Source organism: Flagellimonas rhodophyticola (genome assembly GCF_049332665.1).
Lineage (GTDB): Bacteria > Bacteroidota > Bacteroidia > Flavobacteriales > Flavobacteriaceae > Flagellimonas.
Window position 1 is genome coordinate 1,801,632 of record NZ_CP186326.1, and the last position, 22,079, is coordinate 1,823,710.

A 22,079-nucleotide genomic window follows, 5' to 3' on the forward strand; every position below is an offset into this window, starting at 1 on the left:
TTAAAAATTTGATTAAACGATAGAAAAATGGCAGATTTAAAAGATTTTGCAGAACAGTTGGTAAACCTTACAGTAAAAGAGGTAAATGAGTTGGCCGACATATTAAAAGAAGAATACGGTATTGAGCCTGCTGCTGCTGCAGTAGCTGTTGCTGGCGGTGCTGCTGGTGGTGGTGAAGCTGAAGCTGCTGAGGAAAAATCAGAATTTGATGTAATCCTTACAGCTGCTGGTGGTTCTAAATTGGCAGTAGTAAAACTAGTTAAAGAACTGACTGGTCTTGGATTGAAAGATGCTAAGGACATCGTTGACAGCGCACCAAAAGCTGTTAAAGAAGGAGTTGCCAAAGATGAGGCAGAAGGTATCAAAAAATCATTGGAAGAAGCAGGAGCAGAAGTTGAGCTTAAATAATAGCTTTTACCATACAAATTTGGTTAAGGTCTTTCCATAATAATGGTTAGGCCTTAGCCTATTTAATAGGAGTGTATAAAGTCATACACAACGCATTGTAATATTTCACGATCAAAACTTGTCCATTGATGTTCACAAACACTACTGAAAGAGTAAATTTCGCATCCGCTAAGAACATACCGGAATACCCGGATTTCTTGGACATTCAGATTAAGTCGTTTCAAGACTTTTTTCAGCTTGAAACTAAATCTGACGAAAGAGGAAATGAAGGTCTCTACAATACCTTCATGGAAAATTTTCCCATTACAGACACTAGAAACCAGTTTGTACTTGAATTTCTAGACTATTTTATAGATCCACCGCGTTATTCCATCCAGGAATGTATTGAGCGTGGACTTACCTATAGCGTTCCGTTAAAGGCACGTTTAAAATTATATTGTACCGATCCCGAGCACGAAGATTTTGAGACCATAGTACAAGATGTGTACCTAGGTACCATTCCGTACATGACTCCAAGTGGAACCTTCGTTATCAACGGTGCAGAAAGGGTTGTTGTTTCTCAGTTGCATAGATCGCCAGGGGTTTTCTTTGGTCAGTCTTTCCACGCAAACGGAACCAAATTGTATTCCGCCAGGGTTATTCCTTTCAAAGGATCTTGGATTGAATTTGCAACCGATATCAATGGCGTTATGTACGCTTATATTGATAGAAAGAAAAAATTACCGGTAACCACACTTTTCCGAGCTATCGGATTTGAAAGAGATAAGGATATTTTGGAAATCTTTGACCTTTCAGAAGAAGTAAAGGTTTCTAAAGCCGGATTGAAAAAAGTATTGGGACGCAAGCTTGCGGCAAGGGTGTTGAACACTTGGCATGAGGATTTTGTGGATGAAGATACAGGTGAGGTGGTTTCCATCGAGCGTAACGAGATTATCCTAGATCGTGATACCGTTCTTGAAAAAGAGCACGTGGATGAAATCATTGATGCCGATGTGAAGACAATTCTACTTCACAAAGAGAATAACGCACAGTCTGATTACGCAATTATCCATAATACATTGCAAAAAGACCCTACCAACTCTGAAAAAGAAGCGGTGGAGCATATTTATAGACAATTGCGTAATGCCGAGCCGCCAGATGAAGAAACGGCGCGTGGTATCATCGATAAATTGTTCTTCTCTGATCAACGATACAACTTAGGTGAAGTAGGTCGTTACAGAATGAACAAGAAGTTGCAATTGGATATTGGAATGGACAAACAGGTTTTGACCAAAGAAGATATCATTACAATTATAAAATACCTAATTGAGCTGATCAACTCCAAAGCGGAGATTGATGATATCGATCACTTGTCCAACCGTCGTGTAAGAACCGTTGGTGAGCAGTTGTCCTCTCAGTTTGGTGTTGGTTTGGCCCGTATGGCGCGTACCATTCGTGAGCGTATGAACGTTCGTGACAATGAGGTATTTACGCCAATTGATTTGATTAACGCTAAGACGTTGTCTTCCGTGATCAACTCATTCTTTGGTACTAACCAGCTATCTCAGTTTATGGATCAAACCAATCCGTTGGCAGAGATTACACACAAAAGAAGATTGTCCGCACTAGGACCTGGTGGTCTTTCCCGTGAAAGAGCAGGTTTCGAGGTACGTGACGTTCACTATACGCACTACGGAAGACTTTGTCCTATTGAAACTCCTGAAGGACCAAACATTGGTTTGATTTCTTCACTTTCAGTATTTGCCAAGGTTAACCCAATGGGCTTCTTGGAAACTCCTTACCGCAAGGTTGATAATGGTGTTGTAAATACCAAAGAGTTCACTTATTTGAGTGCTGAGGAGGAAGAAGGAATGAAAATTTCCCAGGCGAATATCCCAATGGATGCCAAGGGGAAAATTGAAGATGATAAGGTAATTGCCCGTGAAGAAGGTGATTTCCCGGTTGTGGATCCTTCCGAGGTAAATTATACCGATGTTGCTCCTAACCAGATTGCTTCCATTTCTGCTTCGTTGATTCCTTTCTTGGAGCATGACGATGCGAACCGTGCCTTGATGGGATCAAACATGATGCGTCAGGCCGTTCCATTACTTCGACCAGAATCTCCAATTGTAGGTACTGGTTTGGAAAGACAAGTAGCTACCGATTCTAGGGTGTTGATCAATGCTGAAGGAGATGGTGTAGTTGAATATGTTGATGCACAAAAGATTACCATCAAGTATTCTAGATCAGAAGAAGAACGTTTGGTAAGCTTCGAAGAAGATTCCAAAACGTACGAGTTGGTTAAATTTAGAAAGACCAACCAAGGAACCAGTATCAACCTAAAACCTATTGTCCAAAAAGGAGATAAGGTTAAAAGAGGTCAGGTACTTTGTGAAGGCTATGCTACTCAAAAAGGGGAGTTGGCTTTAGGTAGAAACATGAAAGTGGCATTTATGCCATGGAAAGGATACAACTTTGAAGATGCGATCGTGATTTCTGAAAAAGTTGTTCGTGAAGATATCTTTACCTCTATCCATATCGATGAGTACGCCTTAGAAGTTAGGGATACCAAATTGGGTGCTGAAGAGTTGACCAACGATATTCCTAACGTTTCTGAAGAAGCTACTAAAGATTTGGATGAATACGGTATGATTCGTATTGGGGCCGAGGTAAAACCTGGTGATATTTTGATTGGTAAGATTACACCAAAAGGTGAGTCTGACCCAACTCCAGAAGAAAAATTACTTCGTGCCATCTTTGGTGATAAAGCTGGAGATGTAAAAGATGCATCACTTAAAGCTTCACCTTCATTAAGAGGTGTTGTTATTGATAAAAAATTGTTCTCTCGATCTATAAAAGATAAGCGTAAGCGCTCTGAGGACAAAGAAGCCATCACCAGATTGGAGATGGATTATGAAGTGAAATTCCAACAATTGAAAGATGTTCTCGTTGAGAAACTCTTTGGATTGATAAACGGAAAAACATCACAAGGTGTAATCAACGATTTGGGTGAAGAAGTACTTCCAAAAGGAAAGAAATACACCATTAAAATGTTGAATTCCGTTGATGATTTTGCTCACTTGATTGGCGGAAGCTGGACAACAGACGAAGACACCAATACTTTGGTTGCCGATTTGTTGCACAACTACAAAATCAAGTTGAACGACATTCAAGGAAACCTAAGAAGAGACAAGTTTACCATCTCTGTTGGTGATGAACTTCCTGCTGGAATCATGAAATTGGCCAAGGTATATATCGCCAAAAAGCGAAAGCTTAAAGTGGGTGATAAAATGGCTGGACGTCACGGTAACAAGGGTATTGTTGCAAGAATCGTTCGTCAAGAAGATATGCCATTCTTGGAAGATGGAACACCAGTGGACATCGTATTGAATCCACTTGGGGTACCTTCTCGTATGAACATTGGTCAGATTTACGAAACTGTTCTTGGTTGGGCAGGTTTGAAACTGGGCAAAAAATACGGAACTCCAATTTTCGATGGAGCAACCTTGGATCAAATCAACGAGTATACCGACGAAGCTGGTGTTCCAAGATTTGGACACACACACTTGTATGATGGTGGAACAGGTAAACGTTTTGATCAGGCAGCAACCGTAGGTGTAATCTACATGTTGAAATTAGGTCATATGGTTGACGACAAGATGCACGCTAGATCTATTGGACCTTACTCATTGATCACACAACAACCATTGGGTGGTAAAGCCCAGTTTGGTGGTCAGCGTTTTGGTGAGATGGAGGTATGGGCATTGGAAGCTTACGGAGCTTCATCTACCCTGCGCGAAATCTTGACCGTTAAATCCGATGATGTTATCGGAAGGGCCAAGACGTATGAGTCCATTGTAAAAGGTGAGACCATGCCAGAACCTGGATTGCCAGAATCTTTCAATGTATTGATGCACGAACTTAAGGGATTAGGTTTGGATATCAGATTGGAAGAATAGAACAAAATTTAAGCATTTTTAATCATATCATCTCCATAGTATTATGGCTAGAATAAAAGATAATAACGCACCAAAAAGGTTTGATAAAATTTCCATCGGATTGGCTTCTCCAGAGTCTATCTTGGCAGAATCCAGAGGGGAAGTTTTAAAACCGGAGACCATTAACTACAGAACCCACAAGCCTGAGCGAGATGGGTTGTTCTGTGAGCGTATATTCGGTCCTGTAAAGGATTATGAGTGTGCCTGTGGAAAATACAAGCGTATCCGTTACCGCGGAATTGTTTGTGACCGTTGTGGTGTAGAGGTGACTGAGAAAAAAGTACGTAGAGACCGTGTAGGACACATCAACCTTGTTGTTCCTGTTGCGCACATCTGGTATTTCCGTTCACTTCCAAATAAAATAGGATACCTTTTGGGATTACCTTCCAAGAAATTGGATATGATCATCTATTATGAAAGATATGTGGTCATTCAAGCTGGTGAGGCCAAAGGTCCTGAAGGAGAGGAAATCAACAAAATGGATTTCTTAACGGAAGAAGAGTATTTGAACATCTTGGAAACGCTTCCGCAAGAAAACCAGTATTTGGAAGATTCAGACCCAAACAAGTTCATCGCTAAGATGGGTGCTGAGTGTTTGATTGACCTGTTGGCTCGAATCGACTTGGAAGAACTTTCCTATAGTCTTAGACACAAAGCAAATACCGAAACCTCTAAGCAACGTAAGACCGAAGCACTAAAAAGACTTCAAGTTGTTGAGGCACTTCGTGAATCTCAAGACAATAGGGAGAACAGACCGGAATGGATGATCATGAAGGTGGTTCCTGTAATTCCACCAGAATTGCGTCCGTTGGTACCATTGGATGGTGGTCGTTTCGCTACTTCAGATTTGAACGATTTGTATCGTAGGGTAATTATCCGAAACAATCGTTTAAAGCGATTGATGGAAATCAAAGCTCCTGAGGTAATCTTGAGAAACGAGAAGCGTATGCTTCAAGAAGCAGTGGATTCACTTTTCGATAACACGAGAAAAGCTTCTGCTGTAAAAACAGAATCGAACAGACCATTAAAATCCCTTTCTGATTCCTTGAAAGGTAAGCAAGGTCGTTTCCGTCAGAACCTACTGGGTAAACGTGTGGATTATTCTGCTCGTTCCGTAATTGTGGTTGGACCAGAAATGAAGTTGTATGAATGTGGTCTGCCAAAAGATATGGCTGCTGAACTGTACAAGCCTTTCGTAATCAGAAAATTGATTGAAAGAGGTATTGTAAAGACGGTGAAATCGGCCAAGAAGATTATAGACAAGAAAGAGCCTGTAGTTTGGGATATCTTGGAGAATGTCCTTAAAGGACATCCGGTACTATTGAACCGTGCCCCTACACTTCACAGGTTGGGTATCCAAGCTTTCCAGCCAAAACTGATTGAAGGTAAGGCAATTCGTCTGCACCCATTGGCATGTACCGCATTTAACGCGGATTTCGATGGTGACCAGATGGCTGTTCACTTACCACTAGGTCCAGAGGCTATTTTGGAAGCGCAACTTTTGATGTTGGCTTCTCAAAACATCTTGAACCCAGCAAATGGTTCTCCTATTACCGTTCCTTCTCAGGATATGGTTTTGGGTCTGTACTACATGACCAAGGAGAAGAAATCTACGAAAGAAGAACCCGTATTGGGTGAAGGATTGACGTTCTATTCTGCGGAAGAAGTGGAGATTGCTTTCAACGAAGGTAAAGTTGAGCTTAACGCTGGTATCAAGGTTAGAGCTAAAGACTTTAATGAAGAAGGTGAGCTAGTAAACCAAATTATTGAGACAACCACAGGACGTGTTTTGTTCAATACCGTTGTACCAGAGCAAGCTGGATATATTAATACAGTTTTGAACAAGAAGTCCCTAAGAAATATTATTGGGGATATTCTAGCCGTTACCGATGTACCTACAACAGCTGAATTCTTGGACAAGATAAAATCCATGGGTTATGATTTTGCCTTTAAAGGAGGTTTGTCCTTCAGTTTAGGTGATATTATTATTCCACCAGAGAAGCATGATATGATCAACGATGCCAATGAGCAAGTTGATGGTATTATGATGAACTACAACATGGGATTGATCACCAATAACGAAAGATACAATCAGGTTATTGATGTTTGGACTTCTACCAACGCAATGTTGACCGAATTGGCCATGAAGCGAATTCGCGAAGACAAGCAAGGATTCAACTCGGTATATATGATGTTGGATTCTGGTGCAAGGGGATCTAAAGAACAGATTCGTCAGTTGACAGGTATGCGTGGTCTGATGGCCAAGCCGAAAAAGTCGACTGCCGGTGGTGGTGAAATTATTGAAAACCCGATTCTTTCCAACTTTAAGGAAGGACTATCGATTTTGGAATACTTTATTTCCACTCACGGTGCTCGTAAGGGTCTAGCAGATACGGCTTTGAAAACTGCGGATGCTGGTTACTTGACAAGACGTTTGGTGGATGTTTCACAAGATGTGATCATCAACATTGATGACTGTGGTACGTTAAGAGGTATCGAAGTATCAGCGTTGAAGAAAAACGAAGAAATAGTTGAAACACTAGGAGAAAGAATTCTTGGTAGAGTTTCACTACATGATGTATACAATCCGTTGAATGAGGAGTTATTGTTGTCCGCAGGTCAGCAAATCTCTGAAGCTGATGTTAAGAAAGTCAACGCTGCGCCAATTGAAAAGATTGAAGTACGTTCAGCATTGACATGTGAGGCTCCAAAAGGAATCTGTGCAAAATGTTATGGTAGAAACTTGGCGACCAATAAAATGGTTCAACGAGGTGAAGCTGTAGGTGTTGTTGCTGCACAATCCATTGGTGAACCTGGAACCCAATTGACCTTGCGTACTTTCCACGTGGGTGGTATTGCAGGTAACATTTCAGAGGATAACAAGCTTGAGGCTAAGTTTGAAGGTGTTGCTGAAATCGAAGATCTTAGAACAGTTGTTGGTGAAAACAGTGAAGGCGAAAAGGCCAATATTGTAATCTCTAGAACTTCTGAGATCAAGGTTGTAGATGCGAATACTGGTATTACACTTAGTACCAACAACATTCCTTACGGTTCGCAATTGTTTGTGAAAAACGGAGCTAAGATTAAAGCTGGTACTGTAATTTGTCAATGGGATCCATATAACGGTGTTATTGTCTCTGAATTTACTGGGCAGATTGCCTATGAGAATATTGAGCAAGGTGTCACCTATCAAGTGGAAATTGATGAACAAACAGGTTTCCAAGAGAAAGTAATTTCTGAATCTAGAAACAAGAAACTTATCCCGACCTTATTGATTAAGGATGGTAAAGGAGAAACCTTACGTTCCTATAACTTACCTGTTGGTTCACACATTATGGTGGACGATGGCGATAAGATTAAAGAAGGTAAGATTTTGGTTAAAATCCCACGTAAATCCGCGAAAGCAGGGGATATTACAGGTGGTCTTCCAAGGGTAACCGAGCTTTTCGAAGCACGTAACCCTTCCAATCCAGCTGTTGTTTCTGAGATTGATGGTGTAGTTTCCTTCGGAAAAATCAAGCGTGGTAACCGTGAGATTATCATCGAATCAAAAACAAATGAAATCAAGAAGTACCTGGTGAAATTGTCCAACCAGATTTTGGTACAGGAGAACGATTACGTTCGAGCAGGTATGCCATTGTCCGATGGGTCAATTACTCCAGAAGATATCTTGGCCATTAAAGGACCCTCTGCTGTACAGCAATATTTAGTGAACGAAGTTCAAGAAGTATACCGACTGCAGGGTGTGAAAATTAATGACAAGCACTTTGAGGTTGTTGTGCGCCAGATGATGCGTAAAGTACGTATCGAAGATTCTGGAGACACTACTTTCTTGGAGAACCAATTGGTACACAAAGATGACTTCATCCGTGAGAATGATGAGATTTTCGGACAAAAGGTTGTTGAAGAAGCAGGAGATTCCGAAAACCTTAAACCTGGACAGATTATTTCTGCCAGAGCACTTAGAGATGAAAATTCTATTTTGCGTAGAGAAGATAAAACTTTGGTTACAGCAAGAGATGCGGTTGCTGCAACAGCAACACCAATCTTGCAAGGTATTACTAGAGCTTCGCTTCAGACAAAATCATTCATCTCTGCAGCATCGTTCCAGGAAACTACTAAAGTATTGAACGAAGCCGCGGTTAGTGGTAAAGTGGATACTTTGGAAGGATTGAAGGAGAATGTTATTGTTGGACATAAGATTCCTGCCGGTACCGGTATGAGGGATTATGATAGTATCATCGTAGGTTCAAAAGAAGAATACGATGAAATCATGGCTCGAAAAGAGGAATTCAAATTCTAATAAACAAACCCTGGCAATTGTCAGGGTTTTCTTTTTTATTTAAATCAAAACAGATAATGGCTGAAAACGATAAAAATCAGAAGCAGATAAATATAGAGCTGGATGAAAAAACCGCGGAAGGGATTTATTCCAATTTGGCAATTATAAATCACTCTGTATCGGAATTCGTTGTTGATTTCATTAGCATGATGCCGGGTGCACCAAAAGCCAAGGTTAAGAGCAGGATTGTTCTTACTCCGCAGCATGCCAAGAAATTTTTAAAAGCTTTAAATGATAATGTCTCAAAGTTTGAGCAAGCGCATGGGACAATCAAAGATTACGAACAACCTCCAATTCCACTGAATTTTGGGCCTACTGGAGAAGCATAAAACAAAAAAACCTGACTCTACAGTCAGGTTTTTTTTATTTCAAATATTTTCAAGGGCTAGGTCAACCATCCTTTTTCAATACCCTTTTTTGCCAATAAAACGAGTAAAACACCCACTACGATAATAATTATTGGGAAAATAATCGCTTGATTGCCATAAACTTCTATAGTATTACTTAGGAACAGGCCATAAACAAACTGTCCAAGTATCCCCAATAAGGAAACTATTAAAACTGGTTTTGCCCATTTTTTTCGCAGTAAAAGAGCAATACAACCCAAAGTACCTCCGAAAACGGCTATGGCAAATGCCCCGGTAACCCATGCGGGTTGAGCTTCAAAAAGTTCACGTTGGGCCTGGGTCATGCTTTCAAGGTCTTCGACACTTGTATAAGCTTGGGCCAGATAAGACATTACACCAATGATGTTCCATATAAGGGCAAGTACACTCACCACCCAGAACCATACGGGTGGTTTATTCGTAGAATCTGCAGTCATAATATTGGTTATTTAGTGATTACATGGTATAAAGTACAAAAAATGTATGAATACCTCTTTGTATCAGCCGTTTAGGACCGAGATTCTATATTGGAATGAACACTAAGTGGTGACCTCCGAGGTAAAACGAAGCTTTACGGAGGGGTATTTCTGCTGGGTCATTTGGAGTGAGAATGCTGAATCCGCCAAGAATACCATTTGATCTCGTTTATCAATCGCCAAAAACTTTTGTTTTACGCGTTTAAACTCCTTGAATTCTTCCCCATTGGGTTCTTCTGCATCTACCCAACAGGCCTTGTGTACCGGAAAGTTTTCATAGGTGCATTTGGCACCATACTCGTGCTCCAATCGGTATTGAATAACCTCGTATTGTAATGCGCCTACTGTACCGATAACCTTTCTACCATTGAGTTCTAATGTGAACAATTGCGCTACACCTTCATCCATAAGTTGGTCTATACCCTTATAAAGCTGCTTGGCTTTCATAGGGTCAGCGTTGTTTATATATCTAAAATGCTCCGGAGAAAAACTTGGAATACCACGATAATTTAGTTTTTCACCACTGGTCAAGGTATCTCCAATTTTAAAGTTCCCCGTGTCATGTAACCCAACGATGTCGCCGGGATAGGAAATGTCCACAATTTCCTTTTTCTCTGCAAAAAACGCGTTGGGACTTGAAAATTTTAGTTTTTTGTCGTGCCTGACGTGTAAATATGGCTTGTTACGTTCAAACGTTCCAGATACTATTTTGATAAAAGCCAAACGATCTCGGTGTTTGGGATCCATATTCGCATGGATTTTGAAAACAAAGCCGGAAAAATCCTTCTCATCTGCTTCAACCAATCTTTCTTCCGCCATTTTTGCCCTGGGCGAAGGAGCAATGTCCACAAAACAATCCAACAATTCACGTACACCAAAATTATTCAATGCAGACCCAAAGAAAACCGGTTGTTGAGTGCCGGCTAGGTAGGATTCTTTGTCAAACTCCGGATATACTCCATTAACCAATTCCAAATTGTCTCTCAGGTCTAGTGCATGACTTTCCCCAATTATGTTTTCCAACTCCGGATTTTCTATATCGCTAAAGGATATAGTTTCCTCAATATTCTGCTTACTGTTACCACTGAATAGATTGATGTTCTTTTCGTAAATATTGTAGATTCCCTTAAAGTCGTACCCCATTCCAATGGGAAAGCTAAGTGGGGTTACCGAGAGGCCTAACTTTTGCTCTACTTCATCCAATAAGTCAAAGGCATCCTTTCCTTCACGATCCAGTTTATTAATAAAAACAATCATCGGAATGTTACGCATACGGCACACTTCGACCAGCTTCTCCGTTTGTTCCTCAACACCTTTGGCAACGTCGATGACTACGATTACACTGTCAACAGCTGTAAGAGTTCTAAAGGTATCCTCGGCAAAATCTTTGTGACCCGGAGTATCTAGAATATTTATTTTTTTATCGTTGTAGATAAAGGCAAGAACAGAAGTTGCAACCGAAATACCACGCTGTCGTTCAATTTCCATAAAATCACTGGTGGCAGATTTCTTGATCTTGTTGTTTTTTACCGCCCCAGCTTCTTGGATAGCACCACCAAACAGAAGGAGTTTTTCTGTTAGGGTAGTTTTCCCGGCATCTGGGTGTGAGATAATGCCAAAAGTTCTTCTTCTTGCTATTTCCTTATCAAAATCCATCAACAAAATTTCGGCAAAAATAGCGTAATTATCTCTTTTTAAATGAATAATGAATACACAATGCAATTGTTGATATTATGATGACAAAAAATCAGAAAATACTTGCCCTAAAAACAAAAAAGTGGAGTAATTTTCGCACAGTGGAATTTTTGTTTTTTGATTGACTGTAATCCATTTTATCATATCGTCCGTATAAATAATAGTGGCACGTAATGACCAAGAATGCGCTTTTTGTCGATTAAAATAGGTCTTGCACCTGAAAAGCACTAATTATGCCTACAGAAGGTGGATTAGATGGTAACAGAAAAAACCACTAAACGTTAAGAAAAGCCCCATTTTCTTACTAGTTCGAGAACACTCATGCCATGGTGATTAGTTGACCAAAACTGTCATTATGGAAAAAATTACTTTCTTATATCCTAAGAAAAAGGCTCTATTTAGTCTTTTTTCATTGGTATTCTTTGCATTTTGTCTAAGCTTTTCAACCTCTGTTTTTGCATCTGAGTTGGGAGCTAATGCGCTTTACTTTACCGATACGGATGGAGATGGAGTTCCCGATAATAAGGATATTGACTCAGATAATGACGGTATAATCGATACCGTCGAAGATGAAAACCTGGATGGTGATGATTGCTATTGGACCAATCCTACAGATACTGATGGAGATGGTGTTCCGGATTATTTAGATATTGATTCGGATGACGATGGAATCATAGACAATATCGAAGCACAACCTACCTACGGATATATTCCTCCTTCTGGAAAAGATAAAGATGGTAATGGACTTGATGATGCATATGAAGAAACCCCCGGTAGTTGTGGTGGTTTAATTCCTGTGGATACGGATTACGACCATGTTCCCGACTACAAAGACATAGATTCAGATAATGATGGAATCCTGGATAATGTTGAAGCGCAGACTAATTCTGGATATATCCCTCCTTCCGGATACGATACGGATGGAAATGGACTTGATGATGCATATGAAGAAACTCCAGGGAGCTGCGGAGGCTTAACTCCTATTGATACCGATAGTGATTACATCAAAGATTTTAGAGACATCGATTCGGACAACGATGGTATCTTGGATAACATTGAAGCACAAGACCCTGACCACATTCAAACTCCTTGTGGTATAGACAAAGACAAAAATGGATTAGATGATCATTATGAGTCGTATCCGGGGGCTGGTGAAGGTCTTACTCCAATCAACAGTGATAACGACCCATTACCAAATTTCAGGGATATTGATTCTGATGATGACGGTATTCCAGATAATGTAGAAGGTCAAACAACTTCAGGATATGTGCCTCCAATAGGGCTGGACGATGATAAAGATGGATTGGACAATGCTTACGAGGGAAGTGGTGATGAGGGAATCAATCCCGAGAACACAGATGGTGAGGATTTGCCTGATTATCTGGACGATGACAGTGACAATGACCTAGTAGCGGACAACAACGAGGGGAACGACTTCAATTTCGATGGCGTACCTGACCAGACCTACACTGGAAACGATACCGACAATGACGGTCTTGATGATGGATACGAAGGCAGTGATGTGGATGACGGCTATGACGTTAACGATGAGATCGACGACCCTGCTAACGACCTACCCGACACCGATGGGACGGAGGATGTGAACTATCGCGACTTCGATGATGACGGAGACGGTATCGATACCCCAGATGAGGATGTTGATGAGGATGGCGACCCGACCAACGATGATACGGATGATGACGGCACACCAGATTACCTGGATCCCGATAGCCCCGGAGAAGACACCGATGATGATGGTGTACCGGACAGTGTTGACCTTGATGATGACAACGATGGAATCCTTGATACTGTCGAGGACCCGAATATAGACGGTGATGACGATCCATTGACGGACCCACTGGACAGTGATGGTGACGGACGCCCGAACCATTTGGACATCGACAGTGATGACGATGGCATTCCGGACAATGTTGAGGCGCAGCCGACGGCGACCTATATCGCCCCTAATGATGACGATGAGGCCACCTATGAGGCCAACCAAGGTGTGAACAGCGCCTATATCGGCGGATTGACCCCCGAGAACACAGATGGTGAGGATTTGCCTGATTATCTGGACGATGACAGTGACAATGACCTTGTAGCGGACAACAACGAGGGGAACGACTTCAACTTCGATGGCGTACCAGACCAATCCTACACTGGAAATGACACGGACAACGACGGTCTTGATGATGGATACGAAGGCAGTGATGTGGATGACGGTTATGACGTTAACGATGAGATCGACGACCCTGCAAACGACCTACCCGACACCGATGGGACCGAGGATGTGAACTACCGCGACTTCGATGATGACGGAGACGGGATCGATACCCCAGATGAGGATGTTGATGAAGATGGCGACCCGACCAACGATGATACGGATGATGACGGCACACCGGATTACCTGGATCCCGATAGCCCCGGGGAAGACACCGATGATGATGGTGTACCGGACAGTGTTGACCTTGATGATGACAACGATGGAATCCTTGATACTGTCGAGGACCCGAATATAGACGGTGATGACGATCCATTGACGGACCCACTGGACAGTGATGGTGACGGACGCCCGAACCATTTGGACATCGACAGTGATGACGATGGCATTCCGGACAATGTTGAGGCGCAGCCGACGGCGACCTATATCGCCCCTAATGATGACGATGAGGCCACCTATGAGGCCAACCAAGGTGTGAACAGCGCCTATATCGGCGGATTGACCCCCGAGAACACTGATGGTGAGGATTTACCTGATTACCTTGACGATGACAGTGATAATGACCTTGTGGCGGACAACAACGAGGGGAACGACTTCAACTTTGATGGCGTACCTGACCAATCCTACACTGGAAATGACACGGACAACGATGGTCTTGATGATGGATACGAGGGCAGTGATGTGGATGACGGCTATGACGTTAACGATGAGATCGACGACCCTGCGAACGACCTACCCGACACCGATGGGACTGAGGATGTGAACTATCGCGACTTCGATGATGACGGAGACGGGATCGATACCCCAGATGAGGATGTTGATGAGGATGGTGACCCGACCAACGACGATACGGATGATGACGGCACACCAGATTACCTGGACCCTAAAGAGGTCAATGTAATTGATGCCATTGACGATATTCTCACCACGGATACATCTGGTGACATACCGGGTAGCAATGTCCTTTCCAACGACACTTTAGATGGCCAGCCGGTTACTTTGTCGGATGTGATATTGACCTCCACCAGTACAGACGAGTTGACCATCAATGAAGATGGAAGTGTAACCGTTGCCCCTGGAACACCCGATGGAACGTATACCATTGACTATACGATTTGTGAGATCGCAGACCCGAACAATTGTGACACAGGGACGGTAACCGTTACGGTAGATTCGAGTATGGTGAATACAATAGATGCTGTTGACGATGCTATCACTACTGATATTTCAGGTGATGTGATACCAAACAGCAATGTCCTTTCCAATGATACTTTAAATGGTGAGCCAGTAACACTGTCGGATGTTATATTGACTTCCACTAGTACAGATGAACTAACAATTAACGATGATGGTAGTGTGAGTGTAGCTCCTGGAACACCTGATGGTACCTATACCATTGAGTACACCATTTGTGAGATTGCCAATCCAGACAATTGTGACACGGGTACCGTAACTGTAACGGTAGATTCGAGTATGGTGAATACCATAGATGCTGTTGATGACGCCTATACTTCTGACGGTTCTATGGAAATTATTCCTGAAAGCAATGTACTTGCCAACGATACTCTTAATGGCGACCCTGTTACCTTATCTGATGTTATACTAACTTCTGCGAGTACAGATGAGTTGACAATTAACGACAATGGAACAGTAAGTGTAGCTCCTGGAACACCAGAAGGTACTTACACCATTGATTATACAATTTGCGAAATTGCCAATCCAGATAATTGTGATACAGGTACGGTGACTGTTACCGTAGGTCCCGGTATGGGAAATACAATAGACGCCGTGGATGACGCCTATACTTCGGACGGTTCTGAAGAAATTATTCCCGAAAGCAATGTGCTTGCTAATGATACTTTAAATGGAGAACCGGTTACCCTGTTAGATGTAATTTTGACATCCACTCCAACGGATGAATTATCTGTCAATGAAGATAGAAGTGTAAGCGTAACCCCAGGAACACCTGAAGGTACTTACACCATCGAATATACAATTTGCGAAATAGCAGATGTCGACAATTGTGACACTGGCACTGTAACCGTTGTTGTAGGTCCTAGCATGGGGAATACCATTGTGGCTGTGGATGATTCCTATACCTCCGATGGTTCTGAAGAAATTATTCCGGAAAGCAATGTGCTTGCCAACGATACTTTAAATGGAGAATCTGTTACCTTGTCAGATGTTATTCTAACATCCACACCAACGGATGAGCTATCCATCAATGAAGATGGAAGTGTGAGCGTAATTCCAGGAACACCTGCAGGTACTTACACGATTGAATACACAATTTGCGAGATAGCGGATGTCGACAATTGTGATACAGGTACTGTAACTGTTATTGTTGACCCTGGTATGGCCAACATAATTGATGCTGTTGATGATGCATATAGCTCAAACGGAACAAGTGGTGTGATTCCAGATAGCGATATACTTTTGAATGATACATTGAATGGAGAATCCATTGCTTTGATAGATGTTATTCTAACATCAACGCCGACAAATGAGTTGACCATTAATGAGAATGGTACGGTAAGTCTAGCTCCGGGGACACCAGAAGGCACCTATACAATTGATTATACTATCTGTGAGGCTGCAAATCCCGATAACTGTGACTCAGCAACGGTCACTGTTTCCGTTTCTATCGAAGATATTGCTGTGAATCAAATGTTGACTCCGAATGGAGACCTCAAAAATGATTTCTTATTCATTAGAGGAGTTAATAGAATAAGGTCAAGTACGCTAAGAATTTTTAATCGTTGGGGAGTCGCGGTATATGAAGGGGAAAACTACAATAATGTAAACAATGTTTTTGATGGACGTTCACGTGGCAGATCGACCTTGAGTGTCGATGATTATCTTCCCGCGGGAGTATATTTTTATATATTTGACTACGAAACGGATGAAGGAAGTTTTACCGACTCCGAATACATTTACATAAGTAGGTAACAATTTAAAAAAATGGTTAAAAGAAACTTTTTAGTTCCGTTTTTATTTCTAATTCTTACAGTTCAAGGTCTTGTCGCACAGCAAGATGCGCAGTATACGCAATACATGTATAACACTCTTAGTGTTAATCCGGCCTATGCTGGGTCTAGAGGTCAATTGACATTTGCAGGGCTGTATCGCTCACAATGGATAGGTCTTGACGGAGCTCCAGAAACTTTTACAATCAACCTTCACTCTCCAATTCGCAATAGTAGATTAGGTTATGGAGTTTCCATAGTGAATGACAATATTGGAGATGGCGTTGTTCAAGAAACTTATCTTGATGCGGTTCTTTCCTACACACTCGAATTTGCTCGTGGAAATAAATTATCCTTTGGTCTAAAGGCTGGTGGAAATATGTTGAGTCTTGACTTCAATGGTCTGAGGAACTTTGATCAAGAAGTTGTTCAACAAGATAATATTGACAATCAATTCAATCCAAATTTTGGGTTAGGACTGTATTTTCATAACGATAGGTTTTACGCAGGTTTATCCGCTCCGAATATCTTAGAATCGGAATATTTTGACAATGGTGATGCTGATTCTGTTAACTTTTTGGCCGCAGAACGCATCAATTTTTATTTTATAACAGGTTATGTTTTCGATCTGAATGCCGATTTAAAATTTAAGCCTGCTCTTTTGACCAAAGCGGTTGGTGGAGCGCCGTTACAAGTCGATCTTTCGGCATCTTTTCTATATGCTGAAAAATTTAGTTTTGGCGCTGCCTATAGGTTGGATGCGGCGGTTAGCGCATTGGCCGGATTCCAGATTACCGATCAGATTATGTTAGGTCTAGCGTATGACCGCGAAACCACAGAGCTTGGAGGAACCCAGTTCAATGACGGTTCTTTTGAGATATTTTTAAGATGGGAACTTTTAAGAGCCTTTCAAAAAACAGTTTCACCTAGATTCTTTTAATTCAGGGTTATGCTAAAAAGAATACTTATACTTCTTATTGCTTTCTTAGGATGGCCTTTTCAAGGCGCTGCCCAGGAGAAGGATAAGGTGAATGAGAAACAACAGGCCAAGGTCAAAGCAAAGGCTGATGAACAATACAATGAATATTCGTTTAGCCCTGCCATTGATATTTATAAAAAGGTGCTTGATAAGGGATACGTCTCTTCCGATCTTTTAAAAAGGCTGGCAAATTCGTACTACTTCAATGCGAAATATGAAGAAGCTGCCAAAGTGTATCAGAGATTGGTCGAAGTCTATCCAGAAGAAATAGAACCTGACTATTATTTTAGATATGCCCAAAGTTTAAAGACACTTGGTGACTATGGCGAATCTGCCAGTATCATGGCAAAATTCAAAGAAATTACCGCATCAACAGATGAAGGAACGTATGATGAAGATTATTTGGAAAAGATAGAGAAAAACTCCGGCCGATATGATGTTAAGCCGTTTCCCTATAATACCAAATATGCCGACTTTGCTGCAGCGTACTATGAAAAAGGCCTAATCTTTTCTTCAGACAGAGATACAGGAAACCTAGCAAGGTATAGACATACCTGGAACTCAAAAGACTTCTTAGATCTTTATAAAGTTAATGTTGACAGTATTTCTAACGACAATGTGGTCAAGTTGGAGGGAGATGTCAACACCCGTCTGCATGAATCTACATCTACTATCACCAAAGATGGAACAACCATGTATTTCACCAGAAATAACTTTTTGGGTGGTAGAAAACAAAAAGATGAAAAGGGAGTCATCAGATTAAAAATTTATAGCGCAGAATTAATCGATGGAGAGTGGACCAACGTAATTGAGCTTCCATTTAATAATGATTCATATTCTGTGGCCCATCCGGTGTTGAGTCCAGATGGCAAAAAACTCTATTTTGTTTCCGATATGCCCGGTACACATGGAGAATCGGACATTTTTGTTACTAAGATTATTGGGGATGGAACATATGGTCCCATACTAAATCTGGGTAAAAACATTAACACCATGGCGAGAGAAACCTTCCCTTACATTACCAAAGAGGGAGTGTTGTATTTCTCATCAGATGGTCATCAAGGGTTGGGTGGTTTAGACGTGTTTGCAACAAAAATTGCTTTTGAAAACTACAATGAACCGGTAGTAAACGTGGGCAAACCAATCAATGGTAACTATGACGATTTTGCCTTCATTATGAATGACGAATCCAAAACCGGATATTTTTCCTCCAATAGAACAGGTGGATTAGGTGAGGACGATATCTATGAATTTTTTGAAAGTGAGCCTCTGGTGCTTGATTGTATCCAAGATGTTACCGGAACGGTGCGGGATAGGATATCCAACGAAGTTTTGGTTGGGGCAACGGTCAAGATTATAGACGAAGAAAATAACGAAGTTTCATCAACATTGACAGATTCCAAAGGAAATTATGTTTTGGATCTTGATTGTGCAAAAGGAAACTTTGTAAGGGCATCCAGGGATGGTTATGTTCCGGCTGAAGAATATCTGAATAAATCCTATGGCAAACCTCGGATTGTGGACTTTTATCTGGAACGGGATGTGGTTACTGGAGGATTTGGAGACGATTTGGCCAAATTACTACAACTGAGCACTATTTATTTCGATTTGAACAAGTTCGATATTCGTCGTGATGCGGAGATTGAAATTCAAAAGGTCATCGTGGCCATGGAAAAGTATCCTAGCCTTAAAATTAAGGTGAATTCGCATACTGATAGTCGTGGAAATGATGCCTATAACTTATGGCTATCCCAAAAGAGGGCGCAATCTACAGTGGACTACATGATCTCAAAAGGTATTTCTGCGGATAGATTACAAGGAGAAGGGTATGGAGAAACACGTTTGGTGAATGATTGTCTCAATGGCGTGCCATGTTCTAGAGACAAACATCAACTGAACAGAAGGTCTGAGTTCATCATTTTTGAATGATTTATACCACAATTCTTGTAAATCTATGATATTCAATAGTTTGGATTAGATAGATTTAATTAGGCATACATTAAAAATGCCTATGTGCAAGAAATCCTTTATTACACAACATTTTTTGGGCAGGTAGCAGAAGGAATCCTAGTTTTGATCAATTGTATAGGTGTAAACCAAGAATTGATGATCAGATCGAATCATGTAAGTTTTCTTTTCTTAACAGTTGCCGTATTTTTTTTCTTTGAATCTAGAGCACAGGTAAGCGAAGATTTTGAAAGTGGTACCGCAACTGGCTGGACAACTTCTGGGACCTCTTCTACCGGAACTTTCGTTGTTGCCAATCCGACAACTGAAAGCAGTGGAGGGGTTACCACACAATTAGAAGATGATCATACAGCTGCACCTGGAGTAAATGCCTATTTTACGGCAACAAATTCTTCTGCCGGGAATGCAGATGTAGACGGAGGAACATCGATCACAACTTCACCGGTGTATAACATAGCTTTAAACTCACAACTTTCTATTTGGTACTTTTTTGGACAACGTGATAATGGAGACGATGCAAACGATTTTTTCCTATTGGAATATTCCATAAACGGTGGAGTTAGCTACACAAACTTGGTTTCAATAGGTGATGTGACTACGAATGCGGTTTGGACTGAAGCGACTACTGCTATTCCTGCTGGTTCTAATGTAGTAATCAGGGTGACGGTTTCAGATGGATCAGGAGCTGGTGATATCATTGAAGGAGGAATAGACGATTTAACCATAACAACCATAGCACCTGAAGTAATAATAGATGATGTCGTTGTTGATGAGGATGCAGGGACCGTAAACCTCACTGTAACCCATACTGGACCTGACACCGCTGGACCTTTCACGGTCAATTATCAAACCAATGATGGAGGAGCCATCGCTGGATCCGACTATACGACAGACTCCGGAACTCTTAGTTTTAATGGAACATCAGGAGACACAGACCAGATTACAATATCTATTTTGGATGACCTTGTCTTTGAGTCTTCCGAAGACTTCACAATATCATTTACCAGTACTTCAGATGGATCTGTTGACATTTCCGATACGGCAACTATAACCATCAATGATGATGACAATGACCCAAATACGACCCGTGCCTATGAGGAACGAGTTGCCATAAACTTAATGGGAAACTTTAAAATGTTTGGGAACACAAACTTACAATGTACTTCGGGCTGTCCAGTTACACCAGTCTCAAATAATCCTTCTGTTGTAATGGGTTATGCCGATGTGGACCTTGATGGTACAACCGTAAATTCAAGTAGCCATAGCCTAAGTTTGCCAGTTGGATCTACTGTGCAATGGGCAGGTCTATATTGGGGGGGAGTCTACAATAGCTCAAATGGTGGTATCACCAATCCGGCAGGAACCTTGAGTATTGATCAAGTTAAACTTATGGATCCGACTACCGGGACCTATAGCACAATAAATTCAGACGTCCGAAATATTGAGACAACCACGTTTGGTGGTTGGAATACATTTATGTCCTATGCTGATGTAACTTCTATTGTACAGTCCGGCGGAAACGGAAATTATTTTGTGGCTGACATAGCCTTGGTTACTGGAAGCTCGTTTACAGGTCCTCATGGTGGATGGACTATGGTAGTGATTTATAACGACCCTGCGGATACTGCCAGAAATGTTAGTGTTTGGGATGGATTTGATTTCTTTGGATTTGGGGCTAATGATTCTTTTACTGTTACTGGCCTACTTACACCCTCAATAGGAACATTTGAGACTCATGTAGGTTACTATGGTATGGATGGTGAAGCAAGCAGTACCGGTGATTTTGTAAGCATTGAAGGTACTTCTTTGTTCAATGGCTTAAATCCTGCCAGTAATACCTTGAACGGAACAATTTCGGAATACGGGGTTGATTTAGGAACAAGAAATCCAAATTTCACCTACAGTTGGGGTGTAGATATTGATGTATTTGATGCTTCAGGCCTTGTACCTAATAATGCTACGGATATGGATGTTATTTTAGGAAGTAGTAGCGAAGGGATATGGGGCGGTGTATTTGTTACTTCCAACGAAATTGCTTTTCCAACTGTGGCAACTTCATCCTTTAATCCAACAACAATAACTCAGGGAGATGAATCAACGGTGACAATAACCATTGAAAACCCATCAAACGGAGTTTCGTTGACCAATTTAGCGCTAACTAACAATTTACCCGCTGGAATGACCATTGCTGCAACTCCAGATGCTTCTTCTTCATGTGGGGGAACAATCTCTGCGGTATCAGGTGCCACAAGTTTTATGATTACTGGAGTTAGTCTGCCAGCCGGTACAACCTGTTCATTTACTTTTGACGTTACTACAGCCACTTCAGGGGTTTTTACCAATACAATATCCCCTTCAGATATTACGAACGATCAAAACATTCCATTATCTGGAACAACAACATCAGATTTGACAGTGCTTGCACGTCCAACAACGGTAATTACCAACCGGAAAATTACATACCGAGTAGATAAGGATTAGCCACAGGATCAAGGTCCAACAAGTAATTCTTTAAGCTCGAATCAGCGCATAAATTTTCCTCCAACAACCCTAATTTTACTGCATTCATCGACCAAATACCTCAGAATGCAAAAGCTATACATTAGAAACTTAACGATACACAACAATTATTTAGAGACACTTTGGAGTACAGTTACATTT

10 protein-coding genes are annotated in these 22,079 nt (G+C 41.4%); 8 read left to right on the forward strand and 2 right to left on the reverse strand.

Annotation, left to right across the window (positions count from 1 at the left end; translation table 11 throughout):
• Window positions 1–27 precede the first annotated feature (27 nt).
• The 4 genes from rplL to ACOKFG_RS08165 all read left to right on the forward strand — a co-directional run bounded on the left by rplL (window position 28) and on the right by ACOKFG_RS08165 (window position 9,056).
• Window positions 28–408 (forward strand): 50S ribosomal protein L7/L12, encoded by a 381-nt coding sequence (gene rplL, locus ACOKFG_RS08150; RefSeq protein WP_190811542.1) that lies wholly within the window; start codon window positions 28–30, stop codon window positions 406–408.
• Window positions 409–536: 128 nt separating this feature from the next.
• Entirely contained in the window at window positions 537–4,346 is a 3,810-nt protein-coding gene (rpoB, locus tag ACOKFG_RS08155; RefSeq protein ID WP_422862163.1) for a DNA-directed RNA polymerase subunit beta, read from the forward strand.
• Window positions 4,347–4,389: 43 nt separating this feature from the next.
• The gene (rpoC, locus tag ACOKFG_RS08160) at window positions 4,390–8,688 is read left to right on the forward strand and encodes a DNA-directed RNA polymerase subunit beta' (protein ID WP_422862164.1); all 4,299 of its coding nucleotides are present in this window, start codon (window positions 4,390–4,392) and stop codon (window positions 8,686–8,688) included.
• Between the two features lie 56 nt (window positions 8,689–8,744).
• On the forward strand, window positions 8,745–9,056 hold the full coding sequence (locus ACOKFG_RS08165; RefSeq protein WP_298794581.1) for a DUF3467 domain-containing protein: 312 nt from the start codon (window positions 8,745–8,747) through the stop codon (window positions 9,054–9,056).
• Window positions 9,057–9,112: 56 nt separating this feature from the next.
• Here ACOKFG_RS08165 and ACOKFG_RS08170 read toward each other — a convergent pair whose 3' ends face one another.
• Together ACOKFG_RS08170 and ACOKFG_RS08175 are read right to left on the reverse strand one after the other, a co-directional pair.
• Window positions 9,113–9,550, reverse strand: coding sequence for a hypothetical protein (locus ACOKFG_RS08170; protein WP_298794579.1), 438 nt, complete (start codon window positions 9,548–9,550; stop codon window positions 9,113–9,115).
• Window positions 9,551–9,652: 102 nt separating this feature from the next.
• Window positions 9,653–11,245: a peptide chain release factor 3 gene (locus ACOKFG_RS08175; RefSeq protein ID WP_422862165.1), complete on the reverse strand. Its 1,593-nt coding sequence runs from the start codon at window positions 11,243–11,245 to the stop codon at window positions 9,653–9,655.
• Between the two features lie 394 nt (window positions 11,246–11,639).
• On the opposite strand from ACOKFG_RS08175, the gene ACOKFG_RS08180 reads away from it, so the two are divergent.
• The 4 genes from ACOKFG_RS08180 (at window position 11,640) to ACOKFG_RS08195 (ending at window position 21,899) form a co-directional block, all read left to right on the forward strand.
• Complete coding sequence (locus tag ACOKFG_RS08180) at window positions 11,640–16,454, forward strand: gliding motility-associated C-terminal domain-containing protein (protein ID WP_422862166.1); 4,815 nt, start codon at window positions 11,640–11,642, stop codon at window positions 16,452–16,454.
• A 12-nt stretch (window positions 16,455–16,466) separates the two neighbouring features.
• A complete protein-coding gene (locus ACOKFG_RS08185; RefSeq protein WP_298794573.1) occupies window positions 16,467–17,411 on the forward strand; it encodes a PorP/SprF family type IX secretion system membrane protein in 945 nt (314 codons plus the stop codon).
• 9 nt (window positions 17,412–17,420) lie between these two features.
• Window positions 17,421–19,379: an OmpA family protein gene (locus tag ACOKFG_RS08190; protein WP_422862167.1), complete on the forward strand. Its 1,959-nt coding sequence runs from the start codon at window positions 17,421–17,423 to the stop codon at window positions 19,377–19,379.
• Between the two features lie 84 nt (window positions 19,380–19,463).
• Window positions 19,464–21,899, forward strand: coding sequence for a Calx-beta domain-containing protein (locus tag ACOKFG_RS08195; protein ID WP_422862168.1), 2,436 nt, complete (start codon window positions 19,464–19,466; stop codon window positions 21,897–21,899).
• Window positions 21,900–22,079: the final 180 nt, after the last annotated feature.